17 protein-coding genes are annotated in these 17,682 nt (G+C 40.6%); 11 read left to right on the top strand and 6 right to left on the bottom strand.

Annotated elements, in window-relative coordinates; translation table 11 throughout:
- The first annotated feature begins 28 nt into the window (after nucleotides 1-28).
- The 5 genes from OQX61_RS01355 (at nucleotide 29) to OQX61_RS01335 (ending at nucleotide 4,810) form a co-directional block, all read left to right on the top strand.
- On the top strand, nucleotides 29-1,144 hold the full coding sequence (locus OQX61_RS01355) for a DUF5074 domain-containing protein (protein WP_265839842.1): 1,116 nt from the start codon (nucleotides 29-31) through the stop codon (nucleotides 1,142-1,144).
- 33 nt (nucleotides 1,145-1,177) lie between these two features.
- A complete protein-coding gene (locus tag OQX61_RS01350; protein ID WP_265839841.1) occupies nucleotides 1,178-2,050 on the top strand; it encodes a cell surface protein in 873 nt (290 codons plus the stop codon).
- A gap of 118 nt (nucleotides 2,051-2,168) precedes the next feature.
- Nucleotides 2,169-3,275 (top strand): DUF5074 domain-containing protein, encoded by a 1,107-nt coding sequence (locus tag OQX61_RS01345; protein ID WP_265839840.1) that lies wholly within the window; start codon nucleotides 2,169-2,171, stop codon nucleotides 3,273-3,275.
- 63 nt (nucleotides 3,276-3,338) lie between these two features.
- Nucleotides 3,339-3,920, top strand: coding sequence for a DUF6580 family putative transport protein (locus OQX61_RS01340; RefSeq protein WP_322973517.1), 582 nt, complete (start codon nucleotides 3,339-3,341; stop codon nucleotides 3,918-3,920).
- 206 nt (nucleotides 3,921-4,126) lie between these two features.
- On the top strand, nucleotides 4,127-4,810 hold the full coding sequence (locus OQX61_RS01335) for a Sir2 family NAD-dependent protein deacetylase (protein WP_265839838.1): 684 nt from the start codon (nucleotides 4,127-4,129) through the stop codon (nucleotides 4,808-4,810).
- 16 nt (nucleotides 4,811-4,826) lie between these two features.
- On the opposite strand, the gene OQX61_RS01330 is transcribed toward OQX61_RS01335, so the two are convergent.
- The 6 genes from OQX61_RS01330 to OQX61_RS01305 all read right to left on the bottom strand — a co-directional run bounded on the left by OQX61_RS01330 (nucleotide 4,827) and on the right by OQX61_RS01305 (nucleotide 12,418).
- Nucleotides 4,827-6,623, bottom strand: coding sequence for an STN and carboxypeptidase regulatory-like domain-containing protein (locus OQX61_RS01330; RefSeq protein WP_265839837.1), 1,797 nt, complete (start codon nucleotides 6,621-6,623; stop codon nucleotides 4,827-4,829).
- Complete coding sequence (locus tag OQX61_RS01325; protein WP_265839836.1) at nucleotides 6,623-7,615, bottom strand: FecR domain-containing protein; 993 nt, start codon at nucleotides 7,613-7,615, stop codon at nucleotides 6,623-6,625. Before OQX61_RS01325 ends, OQX61_RS01330 begins: the two co-directional genes overlap by 1 nt.
- Before the next feature lie 10 nt (nucleotides 7,616-7,625).
- Nucleotides 7,626-8,228, bottom strand: coding sequence for an RNA polymerase sigma-70 factor (locus OQX61_RS01320; RefSeq protein ID WP_265839835.1), 603 nt, complete (start codon nucleotides 8,226-8,228; stop codon nucleotides 7,626-7,628).
- Between the two features lie 46 nt (nucleotides 8,229-8,274).
- Nucleotides 8,275-9,771: a DUF4833 domain-containing protein gene (locus OQX61_RS01315; protein WP_265839834.1), complete on the bottom strand. Its 1,497-nt coding sequence runs from the start codon at nucleotides 9,769-9,771 to the stop codon at nucleotides 8,275-8,277.
- Between the two features lie 86 nt (nucleotides 9,772-9,857).
- Complete coding sequence (locus OQX61_RS01310; RefSeq protein WP_265839833.1) at nucleotides 9,858-11,129, bottom strand: hypothetical protein; 1,272 nt, start codon at nucleotides 11,127-11,129, stop codon at nucleotides 9,858-9,860.
- Between the two features lie 62 nt (nucleotides 11,130-11,191).
- A complete protein-coding gene (locus OQX61_RS01305; protein ID WP_265839832.1) occupies nucleotides 11,192-12,418 on the bottom strand; it encodes a multidrug effflux MFS transporter in 1,227 nt (408 codons plus the stop codon).
- Nucleotides 12,419-12,621: 203 nt separating this feature from the next.
- Between OQX61_RS01305 and OQX61_RS01300 the strand changes: the two genes are divergently transcribed.
- From OQX61_RS01300 to OQX61_RS01275, 6 genes are all read left to right on the top strand, one after another.
- Nucleotides 12,622-13,188 carry a helix-turn-helix transcriptional regulator gene (locus OQX61_RS01300; protein ID WP_265839831.1) on the top strand — a complete coding sequence of 189 codons (567 nt, stop codon included), beginning with the start codon at nucleotides 12,622-12,624 and terminating at the stop codon, nucleotides 13,186-13,188.
- Between the two features lie 64 nt (nucleotides 13,189-13,252).
- Nucleotides 13,253-13,948, top strand: coding sequence for an HAD family hydrolase (locus OQX61_RS01295; protein ID WP_265839830.1), 696 nt, complete (start codon nucleotides 13,253-13,255; stop codon nucleotides 13,946-13,948).
- On the top strand, nucleotides 13,945-14,781 hold the full coding sequence (locus OQX61_RS01290; protein ID WP_265839829.1) for a phosphoribosyltransferase family protein: 837 nt from the start codon (nucleotides 13,945-13,947) through the stop codon (nucleotides 14,779-14,781). The genes OQX61_RS01295 and OQX61_RS01290 overlap by 4 nt, the downstream gene beginning before the upstream one ends.
- Nucleotides 14,782-15,369: 588 nt before the next feature.
- A complete protein-coding gene (locus OQX61_RS01285; protein WP_265839828.1) occupies nucleotides 15,370-15,924 on the top strand; it encodes a TerD family protein in 555 nt (184 codons plus the stop codon).
- A 5-nt stretch (nucleotides 15,925-15,929) separates the two neighbouring features.
- Nucleotides 15,930-16,544: a TerD family protein gene (locus tag OQX61_RS01280; RefSeq protein ID WP_265839827.1), complete on the top strand. Its 615-nt coding sequence runs from the start codon at nucleotides 15,930-15,932 to the stop codon at nucleotides 16,542-16,544.
- Between the two features lie 32 nt (nucleotides 16,545-16,576).
- The gene (locus tag OQX61_RS01275) at nucleotides 16,577-17,680 is read left to right on the top strand and encodes a toxic anion resistance protein (RefSeq protein ID WP_265839826.1); all 1,104 of its coding nucleotides are present in this window, start codon (nucleotides 16,577-16,579) and stop codon (nucleotides 17,678-17,680) included.
- Nucleotides 17,681-17,682: the final 2 nt, after the last annotated feature.

Below are 17,682 nucleotides of genomic sequence, written 5' to 3'. Positions count from 1 at the left end.
TTAAATAAAACTAAACAACACTGATAACATGAATACCTCAATGACCAAAAACGGAAGATTATTTCTTTTGCTTGCTACAGCAGGCCTCTTATCGCTCAGCGCTTGTAAAAAAGATCAATTACCTGAGATCCAACCTTCAGCTTTAACTACAACCGGCGTATATGTGCTAAACGAAGGTGCCTATAGTGCAGGTGGCCCAAGTACCATCAGTTATTATCAAATCGGTACTAAGAAATTAGACAACGATTACTTTAGAACACAAAATGGTATTGCACTGGGTGCTAATGCGAACGACCTGAAGCAATATGGTAGTAAAATGTATTGCGTAATCACCGGAACAACGGCTAGCGCTAAAGATTCTTACCTGGAAGTAATCAGCATTGCTACCGGGAAATCGTTAAAACGTATTCCTTTTTCAGATGATAAAGGGGGCTATATGCCAAGGAATATCGTGTTCAATAAAAACAAAGCCTATATCTCCGGATATGATGGCAAACTGACTAAACTGGATACTGCGAGTTTAACTATCGACAGCAGATTACTTGTAGGTGGTGCTTTAGAGCAACTGGCCATTGTAAACAACAAAATTTATGTGACCAATTCTATGCATATATTCTTCCCTTCTCCAACTAACTCTTCTGTATCTGTGGTCGACCTGAATACTTTCAGCAAACTGAAAGAAATCACTACTGCCCTTAATCCAACAGCAATTTTCGCTACATCTACCGGTGATTTATTTGTGCAGACTTCCGGTCAATATCCAAACATTCCAAGAGCAATTGACAGATTAAACAGTATTTCTGATACTAATATTGGTACGGGTTCTGATTTAGGACTTGCATTCCTGAGCATCACGGGAACAACAGGATTTGCGATTGGTTACAATCCTGCGCTTTATATTAAATCTTTCAACACCACTACCGGTGCATTAGGAAACGATCTGATCACGGATGGTACTGCTACGAGCATCGCTTCGGCTTACTCAGTAACGTTAAATCCATTAGATAATACTTTTTATGTAACTGATGGAAAAGACTATACCAATGCTGGCGCAATCTCTTGCTATACTAAAGCGGGTAAACAGTTATTCTCTTTTGCAACAGGAGCTGTTCCTAAAATGGCCGTATTCCAATACGGTTATTAAAACCCTTTAAATCATATCTAAAATCATCATATAATGAAAATTAAGTACTACCTGGCTTTTATAGGCATTGCCACCCTGGCTTCCTGTTCTAAAGACTCAGATCCAGCACCAGAACCAATACCGATTGTGGGCACTAGCTTTGTCTCTAAATTAATCGAATACCTACCGGCTCCCGGACAATTTATCAATGAGAGTCTTGGGAGTATAGAAGGGGCAAATTCGGTCATTGGGAAAAAAGGACTGGTTAGTCTTGGCGCATGGGGCGGATCAATTGTGCTCGGTTTCGACCACATGGTGATCAACCAGGCCGATAAAGACGATATCATTATTTACGGAAACCCACTACCTGAATTTGCAGAACCGGGCATCGTATGGGTGATGCAGGATACCAATGGAAATGGATTGGCAGATGATACCTGGTATGAAGTTGCAGGTAGCGAATTCAGTAAGCCTTCCTATAAGCGCGGTTATGCTGTGACCTATACCAAGCCGGCAGCCGATGCTGATCCGGTACCATGGAAAGATAGCGATGGCCTGACTGGTGTTGTCGAAACGAACACTTTTCATAGACAAGCCTATTTCCCTGTCATGAAAGATAAGGACGGAAAACTGATCACAGAATATACGTTAAAGGGCTCTAAATTGCCTTCTACAAATATAAACATGACAGTTCCTACCATGATCACCAGCGTACCATTCGCCTGGGGTTATGCCGATAATACATTCGGTGGTGATAAAGTTGACATCGCAAATGCGGTAGATCAAGCCGGAAAGAAAGTGGTTTTGAAAGGAATCAACTTCATTAAAATCCAAACAGGTGTACAGGCAAATATGGGATGGTTGGGAGAACTATCTACAGAGGTTGTCGGCGTAGAAGACATCAGTCTGATCAAAGTAGCACCTTAAACCCAAATGAGCAATCCGTTTTATGGAACAACAAAAAAGTGTTCGGTAAAACGGATTAATATGCAATTAACAAAGTCAACAATACCAACTAATATACAAATACAATTCAACCAACTAAATGAAGATCACAAGTTTTAAAGGATTAGCAGTAGCAGCTGTATTATCGGCTGCACTAATCTCATGTAAGAAAGATACCCCTGAAGTTATTGGCGTAGACCCAACAGAAGTTGCAGGAAAATATGAAAATGGCTTTTTTATTATCAATGAAGGATGGTTTGGTCATGGAACCGGGTCAGTATCATTTTATGATGCGGCTAGTGGAACGCTGAAAGATAGTGTTTTCCAAAAAGAGAATGTTGGAAAAGGATTTGAGCCGGCAAGCTCAACGGTACAATATGGTACGGTTTTCAATAAGAATTTATATGTCATCAGTAAGGTTAGAGGACCAGTTGTAGTAGCGGATGCAAAGACGATGAAAGAAGTAGGCAGAATCCCTGGATCTTCGGAGTATGACTGGCGTGCATTTGTCGGCATAGACGAAAACAATGGCCTTTTGAGCAGCAGTGATGGCGTTTATTTAGTGAATCTAAAGACCTTCAAGCCTTCTGCTAAATTGCTGGGTTCTAAAGGACAAATGGGCGATATGTTGAAAACAGATAAATATATCTATACGCTTTCTCAAACAGAAGGTGCGGTAATTTATAATGTTTCCGACCTGTCTGTTCAAAAGAAAATCGCTGGCGTAACCATGGGTTTTGTAAAAACACCAGATGGTAAAGTATGGTTCACAGGTGGAAAAAACCTGTATAAATCAGATCCGGTAACTTTAGAAACAGAAACGATAGAATTGCCATTTAGCACTTATACTACTTATAATGCCTGGTTTTCTTCGCCAATCATTGCCTCTACTAAAGAAAACGCGGTATTCATGATCAAACTCCCTGGTGGATGGGGTGGAGGTAAGGAAATTTATAAATATATTTCCGGTGATAAATCTTCTTTAGACAAGCCTTTCATTACAGTTGCTGATAAACAGGTTTTCTATAAAAAGAACCTTGGTTACTATGCAGAAGCGGATCAGATTGTTACGACTACCTTTGTAGAAGGATGGGGAGCAGGTTCTGCCACTAACAACCTGAATATTTATGATGCAAAAACAGGAGCATTGAAGAAAACAGTTCCATTTACTGGTTATCATTTCCCTTCGATGTTTGCTTTCCATTAAACCTTGTCATCAAGGGCTTTTTTATGCCGTGGAAAAAATATAACTTTGTTTTATAATATATAAATGAATATGTCTGAATCTAAATTCAACCCGCGTTCGATAATCCTGTTAATGATTATCATCTTTGTAAGCATTATCCGTATTGCAGCCCCTTTATCCGGCGACTTTAAAGAGCTGGCTAATTTCTCAGCTGTAGGAGCTATTGCCTTATTTGGCGGCGCATATTTCAATAACAATGTTAAAGCATTTGCTTTCCCGATGTTAGTATTGGTGCTGAGCGATATTTTTATTGCAAAAATGTCAGGATACGGCTTCTTCTATGCGGGATGGTACTGGACATACATTGCGATTATCGCGATGGTGGCAGTTGGTAAACTGATGATGAAAAAAGTGAATGTAGGTACTTTTATGGCCTCTTCTTTCATTGGTGTATTCTTACACTGGATCCTGAGTGATATCGGCCCAATGTATGCACCAAGCATTTACCCTGCTACATTAGCTGGTTACGGACAATGCTTAATCAATGCAATTCCTTTCGAATTAAACTTCCTTTATGGCACAGTAGCCTATGGAGCAGTAATGTTCGGCGCATTTGAAGCCCTGAAAGTTAAATACCCAGCTTTAAGTTTAGCTAAAACAGTATAAATAGTAAGCAAAATCATAAGCAATCCCGGGATTGTTGCAGAGGAAACTCTTCAACCTCCCGGGATTTTTTCGTTAACCAGCTGATGTAACCAGATGCTGATGCCATTTTGGGAGGCCGGAATCTCCGCCTCCTGGTTCATGCACGGTATTTTAGTTATCTTTGATTCAAGCTGTTTGTAGCATAGCATACCTCAATCGACCTCCCCATGAAAAAGAAACTAGTGGTATTTACCGGCGCCGGAATCAGTGCAGAAAGCGGATTGAAAACCTTCCGGGATACGGATGGGCTATGGGAAGGATTCAATATTTATGATGTGGCTACGCCTGAAGCATGGCGCAAAAACCCCGAAGTGGTTCAGGACTTTTATAACCAGCGCCGAAAACAGGTGCTGGCGGCACAACCTAATGAAGCCCATAAAGCACTGGCGGCATTAGAGGCAGATTACGACGTACACATCATCACTCAAAATGTGGACGATTTACATGAAAGAGCAGGTTCTACCAGGGTAACCCATTTACATGGCCTGATCACCCGTTCACAGTCGGATATAAACCCTGATTTAACCTATCCAATCGACGGTTGGGAATTGAAAATGGGTGATCTTTGTGAACTGGGAACACAACTTCGTGCACATGTGGTTTGGTTTGGAGAACCAGTGCCTATGATTGAAGAAGCAGCATTCATTTGCAGCAGCGCAGAAGTATTCGTGCTTGTAGGTAGCTCCCTGGCGGTTTATCCGGCAGCAGGGCTGATTGATTTCGTTCCTGCACTTAGTCCGACCTACATCATCGACCCTGTCATTCCAAAAGTAAAAAACAGCCATCAGGTGATTAAAATTCAAAAGACAGCAGTTGAAGGCATGAAAGACCTGATGGATTTGCTAATCTAAAACCTTAAAAAGCTCCTTAGAATAGAGTTATCCCTGCATTCCATCCATACCAACCTTTATTATTGCCACTAAAACTATGGTGTTTAGCAGGCACAACATCTTGCTTGTAATTCTTAGCGCTTGCACCAGCGGGTGCATCGCTGTTATAATAAGCGTAAGAAGGCCCGCCAAACAGCGTAAAACCTTTAAATAACTGTATCTGCAAATTCAGCTGGAACTTAGTTAAGATGTTGGAATATTTCCAGTTTCCCAGATAGAGGTATTGGAAGCTGAGCTCAGGAGCAAGGGAGAGGTGCTTGCTGAAGATAACATCATGGCCAAAACCAAGACCAAGAGTGGCTATTTTTGCCGTGTCCGAATAGCTTTTTCCGGCAAAAAGGATATTGTATAGATTGGCATTTCCTGTTTTTAAAGCCACATTTGTCTGCACCAACTCATTGGTAGAAATACTGATCTTATGATAACCATCCTGCACCAGATTGATCAAGCCCAGACTGGTTCCTGTAGAGGAATCTGAAAAGTTTAGGAGAGCAAGCTGAAAACCGGTATTCTTCTTTGCATAATTGAATAAACCGGCGATCTGCAGGCTCGAAGATGTTCCTGAAGTAATGTTTCCCAATCCGGCAATTTCTATCCCTCTGGAGTTTCTGGAATTGATGTTTCCCAATCCTGCAATCTGGAAGCCGTTTTTCCCGCGACTGTTCACATTGAGCGCACCTGCTGCCTGAAAACCTTTCATATCGCCCTTTACCAGATTGGTAATCCCTGCAATCTGAAAGGCTTCCACATTGCCTTTCACTACGTTTAATGCGCCGGCCGCCTGAAAACCCCTGGTATTCCCCCGCACATCATTGTGTAGTCCGGCGATTTGAAAGCCGGTTACAGAACCACCAGCTACATTGAAAGCACCAGCCGCCTGTAGGGCTTTTACGTCTCCTTTATTGAGGTTGAACAAGCCCGCCATTTCGAAACCCTCCACACCGGCAGTATAACCGCCAATGACATTTAAAGAGAATTTATTGACAACTCTGGAACTCATCATTCCATGAGAACTTAAGCCCGGAGTGAGGGATGCCTGGAAAGGCGTATTCGCAAAAAAGTTCGGGATATTCAGGTTTTGAATTCTTTGTGCCGAAGAAATGAAAAACCTGCTAATACCCAACTCTTCAATCGCATTTGAAAATATAGCCCCGTTTTCTTTATCAGGATCATCATAAGATTCCGGTTTGATGGTGATATCTGCTAAGAAAACCAGAGCAGTATCCCGGTAGGTCTCCTTACTGGCAGTCAAAATCACCTCTTTATGTTCCCCTTTGAAACGCAACCTGAAATAACCATTGTCGTCTGTCAAAGTAGATTGAAGCAATCTTTTCTCATAAACACTGGCCTGTTTCACCTTTCGGCCCGTTTGCGTATCAACTACATAACCGCTAATCAGGTAAAGGTTGTCGGCAGTAGTGATGGTTTCCGGTTCAATGGTCAGGTGGTTAACCGCATAACGTAGGATGATGTAATTTTCACTTTCTTTATAATCTACTTTTCCCTGAAACATCTGGTCTAAAACCGTCCGGACAGGTACATTTCTGATGTTCATATTGACCAGGCTATCCTGGTTAAATAAGGCGCCATTGTAAGCAAAATAAAAATCTCCTGCTTTACTCATCTTGTCGAGCACCTGACTGACAGGTTCCTGTTTCGCCGTAAAACTCAGGAGTCTGGAAAGATTCCGCTGAGCGCTGCCCGTTGTCTGAGCTTGCTGTGCTGAAGCAACACTGAAAAAGAATAAAAAAATTACGGATAGATTGGTCTTCATTACTTTTTGTTCGTCAGCAGGATTTCTTTGCCTTTACTGCTATAGGTTAAATTTAAAGTCTGACAAATAATCCCGAGGTTGTAATCTAAAGTCTCATTGAGTTTCAGTGTGGTGCTTAAAGTCAGGTTTTTAATGGCAGGATCTACCGTGATTTTAACATCATAAGCTTGATTTAATACTTCGCTGAACTTCCATAACGGGGTGTTTTTCAGTACGAAAGTCCGGGTTCTGTAATAGTTGTAAAGCTGGTCCTGATTTCGTTCTTTCAGTAGTTTTTCTGAGGAAGAGTTGATGAGAACCCGCTCTCCGGCCACAAGATTTATAGTCTCGCCTTTCAGGCTGACTTTCACAATCCCGGTCTCTACGATGACCTCCGTTTGCTGGTTCTTGTGTTTAACATTAAAGGAAGTTCCAACCACTTTCACCGATACCTGATCTACCTCTATGATAAAAGGATGGCTTTTATCCGGAGCCACATTAAAGAATACTTCACCTGAATCCAGACGAACGCTGCGGTCTGTTTTAAAGTCAGAAGCATAACTGAGGGCAGATTTCTTGTTTAAAGTCAGCTCTGATCCATCAGGTAGTTTTTGGGTGATGACTTCCTGGTTTGCGGCCAGATCCATATATTGCGCTGGTGTCAATACCTTGTAAAATACCCATGCGCCAAGAGCCAGAATAAATACGGCGGCTACATTTATCCAGGTATACTTTCTTTGGAGTGATACTACGTTTTGATCCGGTACCGCGCTTTTGTGTTGCAGCAGGCCAACCTTTTCTTTTTTATTCAGTTTTTCTTTGAAGCTGAGCCAGGCCAGCTCTTCATTTACCGGGCTTTTTGGCGCCAGCAACTGACTGCTTTCCCAAATTTTCTCCAATTCTAAAAACGCAGAAACATTTGCAGGATCGGCAGCCAGCCATTTTTCAATAGCAGTGGTTTCTTCCTCACTGGTTTCTTTCAATAGAAACTTTATCAATAATTCATCAGTCATTGCCATGGTGTTAATTAAAAAAATCTTTGTAGTACATGATTCCTAACAGAATCAGGGCAAGGAAATCGGATAGCTTTAACCGCAATATCCGGAGTGCTTTGCCCATTTGGTTTTCTACGGTTTTAACAGACAGCCCTAACTGATCTGCAATTTCCCGGTACCTGAGTTCTTCAAACCTGCTCATTTGAAAAATGGTTCTACACTGCTCGGGTAAATCATTCATCGCCAGACTCAGGTTATTTTTTAATTCAGTCATTTCTACTCTGGCAGAAGCAGGCTCAGATGGATGAGGGATGCTATGCTGTGTATATTCCTGATGTTTGAATTTGATCTTTTCATGTTTGAGGAAATTCAGGCAATCGTGGTAAATACATTTATATAGGTACGCTTTTACGGAGGACTGTATATTTAGCAATTCACGTTTTTCCCAGAATTTCATAAACATCCCCTGAACCATTTCTTCGGCGGTATCATGGTCTTTCAGCATGACAAAAGCATAAGCGTGCAGTGCCTTATAATGCATTTTGAACAATTGCTCAAAAGCGACATCGTCGTATTGTTCCAGGTTTGGGGATAGGGGATCGGTTAACTTCACACGTATAGTTCTAGTCAAATATATTAGTTTCTTTCACTTATGCTATGTCATAACAGCCAAATCTTTAAAGGGCAATTCTTTTAAGCATTTCTATTCCCGTTTCAGAATTAGTCGTAATCAGGTCAATGTAAACGACTTTTGGAAACCAGAATGAACCCCCTTTAACTTTTACAAATACCCGTTTCAATAAATGGTTACGCCCTTCATCCTTAATGTAGATGTGATATTGCTGGTCGTTTTCAGATTTGATCAGGTACATCGGCATCTTCTGATAAGCCGCCAGCCGGATTTCAAACACCTCATTTCCCAATGCTTTTGATTTTACACCATAAGCGAACTTCTGTTCTATGCTCGTGAGCGGTTTTAATCGTCCCTGCTCTTCATATCTGATCCAGGAGCCCTTAACAGGTGCTTCCGGGTCAAGTTGCCCGTCTTCTTTGAAATTAAGCTCATAAACGACTGTATTCGCGTCAGGTGTTCTTTGCAGAAAGAACAAGAGATTTTTCCCATTGGGAACGGGTAGGCGCTCCGTGTTTTTTAAAGGCCGGGCATCCACTACCTGAGTCAGCAGCAGCATAATCATCAATACAATTGCCGTTGTTTTGGAATGGATTTCTTTAGCCCCTTTTGGTTGTTGATCTCTATTCAATTTATGTCGGTATATTTTCCCCGGACTGGCGAAAATGAAAAACAAACACTCCCTGATACCATCACTTTCTTTGACATCCTTTAACATATCCCGGTATTCATGGAAGTTCAGTACAAAAGGATTGGTTTTGTTTCCGATGGGAGTAGTCAGCCCATAAATTGGTTGCTCTTCTTCATATTGAAAAGTACCGAACAAATGATCCCAGATCATAAAAGTAGCTCCGAAATTTTTATCCAGGTATTTCTCCTGGCTCCCATGATGTACGCGGTGGTTGGAAGGTGTCCCGAAATACTTCTCAAAAAAGGCAGGCAACTTCCCGATGGCTTCAGTATGCACCCAGAATTGATAAAGCGTACTCAGCTGACTGGCGACTAAAAAGATTACCGGATGAAAACCCATTAACGCCACCGGAATAAAGAACACGGTCTTGAAATGTTGCACCCAGCTCTGACGGAAAGCAACTGTCAGGTTGTAGTGTTCCGCAGAATGATGCACCACATGAGTAGCCCAAAAGAAACGGTTGAAATGGGAGATTCTGTGAGACCAGTAACTACAGCAATCGTAGAGGACGAAACAAGGGATTAAAGTCCACCAATTCATTTCCATGCGCCATGGCAACAGGTTGTAAATCCAGATTGCGCCATAAATTAATACGACTTTCATCAGGATATTGACCACCAGATTTCCTATTCCTACCAGCAGAGAACCCATCGTTTCTTCTTTTTCATAGGTTTTATGTGTGCCAAAATGTGACAGTAGAAACTCGGTCAGGGCCAGGATAAATACTGCTGGCAGCGCATAAGCGATCAGATCAGGAGCCTGTTCCTGCATCAGATAACTGTCTGCGAAGTCAATCTTAGCCGCACCAAATACAGGAAGTAATTCGATCCATTCGGTAGTTAGGGTTGCCATAAGTGTTGGATTAAAAGATGAATTGGAGGAGAAAATGAGATGGAATAGAATTAAACCGGGATAAGAAATGAATTGAACTGAGTTCCTTAGAATATAAATTGAATTCCCCCGGAATAGCCTAAATACAAAGCCTGGAAATCATTCGCGCGATCGCCCCAGGTGTGGATGAATTTCTGGTGTAGGTCCTTGCCTTCAGTTGTATTGGTGCTTAGAAAATTAAGGGATGGACCGCCAAATAATTCCAGATGGTTTCCGATGCTTAAAGCGGGTAAAATCCTTAGCGAAGATTTAAAGTATTCCCCTGCCTTGAAATTTTCCAAAACGGTTGCAGTTAGCTCGGTATTAAGTCTAAAAGAGGAACTTTGAAACCAATGGGCACCTAAACCGGCTTCCATCGCATAGACTTCCTTCTTGTTTTTGAAGTTATAGCCGATGCCAATAATACCATAGGTAACTTTTCCTCCGGAGCGGAAAGAAAGCATGGAAGTCTGCGTCTCATCCATCGTTAAACTGAGGCTTTTTTCTCCCTTTTTTACCAGGTTGATGATCCCGATAGGGTAGTCGCTACTGTCGGCAATATTGATAAATCCAGCGCCTTGTATGCCTTTTACCTTTTGAGCAATATTGATGAATCCGGCAAATTGTGAGCCTTTTACATCTTCCGCTTTATTGATGAAACCTGATAACTGCGAAGCAGATACGTTTTTCCGGGCGATGTTGATAAAGCCCGCAAGCTGTGATCCTTTAACTGAATTGGCCTTATTTAAGAAACCTGCAAACTGTGCCCCCTTAACGTCTTTCGCGATATTGCTGAAACCTGCAAATTGAACACCTTTGATATTTCCTTTGGCAATATTCGCAAATCCTGCAAAGGCAGCACCATCACCTTCCTCATAAGTGTTTAGAAATCCTGCAATTTGTAAGCCGGTCGCCTTCTTGCTAATGTGATTGGAGAACATTGCAATCTGTGTTCCCGTTGCTTCGTTGCGGACAATATTTGAAAAGCCTGCGAAAGTAAATCCTTTTTCAACGGAAGAGACACCTGCGAGTAAGTGAATAGAAAGGTTGTTGGTATCTAAAGGGGCATGTTTTCCATTGCTGCTCAAAGGATAAACCAAACCAATATGGATTTTTTCAACCCCTTTTTCGATCTGCTGAATAGTCCTGGTGCTAAGATCAGCAAGACCATTTCTGCCCTCAGTGCTACTAATGCTAGCATGAGCAGCGGTATTTTTAACACCAGTTGCCTCGCTCTGCGCAAAGCCCGTTAAACCGGAAAGTAGGAATCCGGTAAGGGCGACCGCCTGGTAAGCAGGTTTAACTGTTTTAAATGTTTTGTTGTAGTTTGAAGTCCTCATTTTTGTCTGATTTTGAAATGAGACAACGCAATGAGGGTTTACCCCTACGATCTTTTGAAAAATTAATGAATAAAAGCGGAAGCGTCTTTACTTTCCTCGATTTGAACCTTAATATTTCTTCTTCCAATCACCAGAATCATTAAAGCGATGATAGTGGTTCCGGTCATGATGGCGACCATAGGGACCGCAGATTTCACTTCAAACATGCTTACGCCAAAGGAAGCCAAAGCACCAAGTCCCATTTGTACCGCACCCATTAAAGCGGATGCACTACCCGCGTTTTTGCGGAATGGTGCAAGGGATAAAGCAGATGTATTTGGATTGGTTAAGCCCAGACAAGAGAGGAATAAGAAAAGTAATAATACCGTTTCTGTAAGGCCAAACCAGTTATTGATGCTGCCCAACAGGAAAAATAAGACCAGTACAACCTGTGTGCTTAAGGCGGCAAAAATCACCTGTTCGCTCTTGTATTTCCTCAATAAAAAGGTGTTGATCTGACTTGAGCCGATTAAACCTGTCGCTAATAAAGCGAAGATCCAGCCATAACCTTCTTCCGAGACTTGAAAAATATCGATAAAAACGAGTGGTGAACCGGAGATATAAGCGAACAATCCGGCGAAAGCCAGTGCACCGGTAAAAGCATAGGTATAAAACTGTGGCTCTTTGATTACAGAAAGAAAGTTTTTGAGAATAGGGACTGGTTTCAGCGAAAGGCTGGTGTCAGGTTTATAACTATCCGGCAGCCAAAGCCAGCTGGCGATCAGGTTCAATACACCTAAACCCATTAAAATGATAAATACAGAGTGCCATCCCCAGGCAACGGTTACATAGCCGCCTAAAGTAGGGGCAATCATCGGTGAAACACCTACGACCAGCATCAGCAAGGCGAAAACCTTAGCATTTTCCTTTACCGGAAAAAGGTCTCTTACCATGGCAATGGAAGCCACGGCTGCGGCACAGCTGCCTATTGCCTGCAGGAAACGCAAAATGATCAGGGCATCCAGACTAGTTGCAAATACACAAAATGCGGAAGCAATGATGTAAACCAGCAGTCCGATATACAATGGTTTCTTCCTGCCAAAACGGTCTAATAATGGTCCGTAAAGGAGTTGTCCGGCAGAGATTCCGATGAAATAACTGGAAAGGGACAATGATATTTTAAGAACAGTTGTGTTCAGATCTTTGGCAATAGCTGGAAATCCAGGAAGGTACATGTCGATTGAAAATGGTCCTAACGCGGTTAGTGAGCCTAATAATACAATCAGTAGGAAGTATTTTTGTTTTGTCATTAGATTTTGCAAATATAGGAATTGTAGTTTTGGCATCCGCCCGAATCGTTCGTTTTGTCTAAACATTATCCTGAATTTTATCAAAACATAATCTTTCGCATTTCGTTTTTAATTATATAAGTTTTAAGCAGGATTTTGTAAGTCCGGAGAAAGGAAATACCTTATTTTTGTAATTGGCTTTAAACCACCGGAGAGATAGAATTATGATGTTATATGTAAAAAATATGGTTTGCGACCGCTGTGTGATGATTGTCCGTCAGCAGCTGGAGCAGCTTCATTTCGAAGTAAAAGACATCACTTTAGGTAAGGTGGAAGTGTCTCCGGATCCTAATGCCACCCAATTGCAGGATATATCGGGAACGATGCAAATGCTGGGTTTCGAGTTAATGGATAAAGAGAAAGACCAACTGGTAGAGCAGGTTAAGAATAAGGTGATTGAGTTGGTTCATTATTCAAATCTGAACGAGATCAATCAAAGTCTGATCACGATGATTGCGGAGCGACTGGACAAAGACTATGCCTACCTGAGCCGGTTGTTTTCTGACGTAGAAGGGATCACTATTGAGAAATATATCATTCAACAGAAGATCGAAAAGGTAAAAGAACTGTTGGAATACGGAGAGTTGAATCTGAACGAAATCGCCTGGAAAATGGGCTATAGCAGTAGCGCACACCTATCTGCACAGTTTAAATCGGTGACCGGTTTAAGTCCCAGCAAATACAAAGACTCCAGTGCTAACAAGCGAAAACCTTTAGACAAAATCAAATAAGCCCCGCGAAATTTGTAACATTACTTCGCTTAATACATTCTAAACTGGAAATTTAAACACACAGATGCCTTTTTATAAACACTATTCATTTGATCTCTGGCTGACATTGATCAAGTCCAATCCTGCTTTTAAAACGGAAAGGACAAAATATTTTCATGCCCGTTTTAATTCCAAAAAGAAAACCATTGAAGAGGTAGCCACGGTTTTCAGGCAGGTCGACTTAATGGTGAATGCCATCAATGAAAAAACGGGTAAAAATATAGATGCCGATGAGATGTATCTGATGGTAATCAGTATCATTAATGATTATTCAACGGATTTTCAAGATGTGGATACCGAAGGATTGTATCTGGAAATGGAGACCTTGCTGTTGAATAACATGCCTTTACTCTATAATCCGGAATCTTTAACCGTGTTAAGCGAGCTGAAGGCTTCTGGCCTGAGTACCCTGAATATTTTAAGTAATACCGGTTTTATCAAAGGGAAAACTTTAAGAAAAGTATTGTCAAGCCTGAAGCTGTCTGAGTTGTTGGATTTTCAATTATACTCCGATGAAGTGCGTTTATCTAAACCCAATCCCGAATTTTTTAAGCTGATGCTGAATATGATTGATCGGGAGAAACATCCCGAAATCGGACTCCATGAGATCATCCATATCGGTGATAACCCTGTTGCAGATGTAAAAGGGGCAAAGGCGATGGGAATCAATACCCTGCTAATCAATTCAAATGACTTATTAATTTCACACTTACGCTCATGATTCCATATACCTACTCCCTGCACAAAATAAATGATCAGATTAATTTTGGGTTTTCAGCAGATGATTACAGTCGGTTTAAATTTGGTGACGACCTGGTGTCTAAGTCTTTCGGAAAAGACCTGGCCGATGGCTTCATCAAATACTACCTGCAGGAGAATTTTATTACAGAGCAAATTGTAGTCATTTCCAGTCCTTATTGTTTCATTCCTACAGCAACCTTTGCGATGAAAAACGCATTTGTGTCGCAGTTGAACCGTTGGCTGGTTGCCCATGGTGGATTGGTAGTTCAGGAAGCAAAAGTACACAGAACCATTACTTATAAAGAAGATTACGGCGGACTAAGCGCAGAAGAAAGAATGAAATTGATTGGAAACGATTCTTTTCATATTGATAAGGACTTTTTAGAAGGCAAAACATTGCTTTTTCTGGATGATATTAAAATTACCGGCAGTCATGAGCGGATGATCCTGAAAATGGTGAAAGAATATGGATTGAAAAACGATATTCATATGCTTTACTTTGCGGAATTAGTGAATAAAGACATTCATCCGAATATTGAAAATCAGTTAAACTATCATTTGGTGAAAACTATTTTTGACCTTGATGAGATCATTAAAAGCGGAAATTTTGCAGTAAACACAAGGATTGTAAAATATATTCTGAATAGTGATTTTGAAGATTTCAGCATTTTTATCGAGCGACAAACCGCGGAATTTATGAACAGTCTGTATGATTTATCATTGGGCAATAGTTACCATACGATTCCATCATATGAAGGGAATCTAAATCATTTGAAAAACCAGCTGCACCAGCAGTCTTATAAGGTAAGTTAAGAAGATTTTTTGTTTTAAGAATGGAACTCCTGCAAGAAAAATGCAGGAGTTTTTTGTGTTTTAGGATCTCTTGTACTGAGGTAGGATTTTCAGCAGGCCGCGCTGCATCCGGGCGCATGGCAGAGTGATTTTGAGTTCATGGATGCCTGACCATGCGTTCGGGATGCATCCCGAACTCATCATGAGGGTTAGCTCAACTCATCCCTGCCTGTTCCCATGGAGGACTTATTCTATGATCATCCGGAATTTTGCTCCGTTCAGGAAACCTGAGTTATTGACCATAATTCAGGTGCATTAATCTGGATTTTCCTACAAAATCATAAAATCTAAGTCGGGAATAAGGGACTGGAAATCCCTGATGAAAAACAATTGTCATGCGATATTCAAATAGGAGGGGATCAGGAGATGAAAAACACGATTTTTACATTTAAAAGCTAGTTTTTTCCCTTAAAAATTGATATTTTGCAGGTACTGATAAGCGTTGATGATTTTGCTAAACGAAATTTGTAATCGTACAGATTTCATGGACAAAACAGCCGCTGGAGTCAGTATTGTTAATTATTGATTATAATTTAAAATTGATTAAATATGGCAATTAACTTGCAAAAAGGACAAAGGGAGAACATTGATGCTCCTAAATTTACGATCGGTCTTGGATGGGATACCAATAGTTCTACTACGGGTACAGCATTTGATTTAGATGCTTCCATTTTTATGTTAGATGATCAAAAGAAATTGGTGTCGGATCAAAATCTGATTTTTTACAATAACCTGGTTTCTCCTGATGGTTCCGTAGAACACACGGGTGATAACTTAACAGGTGATGGTGATGGCGATGATGAGCAAATCAAGATTGATTTGACCAAAATAGATCCTAAAGTTAATGAGATTTGCGTAGTGGTAACGATTCATGATGCAGAAAACAGAAAACAGAATTTCGGTCAGGTTAGAAATTCTTTTGTACGTATTTTTGATGCCGCTACAAATGAGGTGATCTTGAAATATGAACTGGAAGAAGATTTCTCAATCGAAACAGCTGTAGAATTCGGTAGAATTTACAAACGTGAAGGAAAATGGAAATTCGAAGCTGTAGGAATGGGAATGAAAGGTGGTTTACAGGATTATTTAAATAAATATCAATAAGAATTATGGCAATTAATCTTCAAAAAGGACAGCGTATCAGTCTTGAAAAGAGCAACGGAAGCAAGCTTCAAAATATTTGTGTAGGAATTAACTGGGGTGCCATTGAGAAAAAAGGCATGTTTGGTTTTGGTAAAACAAAAGAAGCAGTAGATTTAGACGCAAGTTGTGCCTTGTATAATGAGAAAAAACAACTGGTAGATGTAATCTATTTCGGTAGTTTGAAATCTAAAGATGGTGCAGTAAAACACAGTGGTGACGACTTAACCGGTGATATGGGTGGTGATGATGGATTGGATAATGAGGTAATTACCTTAGATTTCACCCAGCTTAACCCATCTGTTGATTATGTGGCATTCGTATTGAATAGCTTTAGAGGTCACGATTTTGGAACCATTCCTTTCGCATCTATTCGTATTTACGAAGGAAATCCAAAACAGGTAAGAGAAGTATTTGCAACTTATGATATTGCAAATGGCGCAGGATTTGCTGGTCATGTATCTATGGTACTAGGTGTATTCTACAAGAAAAACGGAGAATGGAAGTTCAACGCCATCGGAGAGCCTACCAAAGACAAGAAATTAGAAGAAACTGTAAATACAGTAACACAAAGCTATCTTTAGACGCTAAAGGCAAAGGAACATTTTATTGAATTATGGAAATAACCCCGAATAATACCCAAAGCCTCACTCCGGTTCCGGTAAAACTGGATAAAGATGGAAATGTTGATTTGACAACCATCACTCCGGAAGAGGTGAGAAAATATAGTGAGATTAATAAATCATTACAGCCTTCTGACGTTAATTCTATCCTGAATTATGGTGTGGAAGCGCAGAATTCTATGGAGAAATACAGTAATGATTTTTTATCATCTGTAAGAACTCAGAATAGCGGCGAAGTAGGTGGATTGATTAATGAATTGCTAAGTGAGCTAAATTATATTGATGTTTCTGAATTGGAACAGAGTGGTTTTAAATCTTTCATTTCAAAAATCCCTTTCCTGAAGAATCTGGTAGTTGATGTAAAGAAACTATTTCAAAAATATGATGTGGTGGTCAATAATATTGACAAAATCACTAATAAGATTAAGGCTGGCCGTTTAAATTCGATCAAGGATAATAGCTCATTGCAAACGATGTTTGATAACAATGTGACTTATATCCACCAGATGGAAGAACTGATTATTTCGGGACAACTGAAGTATGAAGAACTGAAACAGAAACTGACCGAAATGGAAGCCAGTCCTGCTGATTACCAGGATTATGAGATCGCTGATTTAAGAGATTTTATTACCAGACTGGACAGACGTTTGGCAGACATGAAAATTGTCCGCTTTATCATGTTGCAGTCACTGGCCCAAATCAGGGTAGTGCAGAATAACAATACTTCTATTGCCGAAAAAGCGCAGTCGATTGTTTCTACTACCATCCCGGTATGGAAAAACCAGCTAACCATTGCTGTAGCATTACAAAGGCAAAAAGCCAATGTAGAAATGCAGAAGAAAATTTCTGATACCACCAACACCATTCTACAGAAGAACGCAGAAATGCTGAAACAGAATAGTATTGATGTGGCGAGGGAAAATGAAAAAACAGTAGTATCACTTGATACGCTGAAAATGACTACGCAATCGTTGATCGAAACCTTGAATGAGGTGAAGAAAATTCATGAAGAAGGAGAGCAGAGCAGAAGAGTGTTGGATGGAGAATTGAAAACTCTGGAAACTGAATTGAAGAAAAACGTGACGCGCGTTAACTAATA

Source organism: Pedobacter sp. PLR, assembly GCF_026239675.1.
Taxonomy (GTDB): Bacteria; Bacteroidota; Bacteroidia; order Sphingobacteriales; family Sphingobacteriaceae; genus Pedobacter.
The sequence above is the reverse complement of the archived record's forward strand: the minus strand, read 5'-3'. Positions and strand labels throughout refer to the sequence as shown.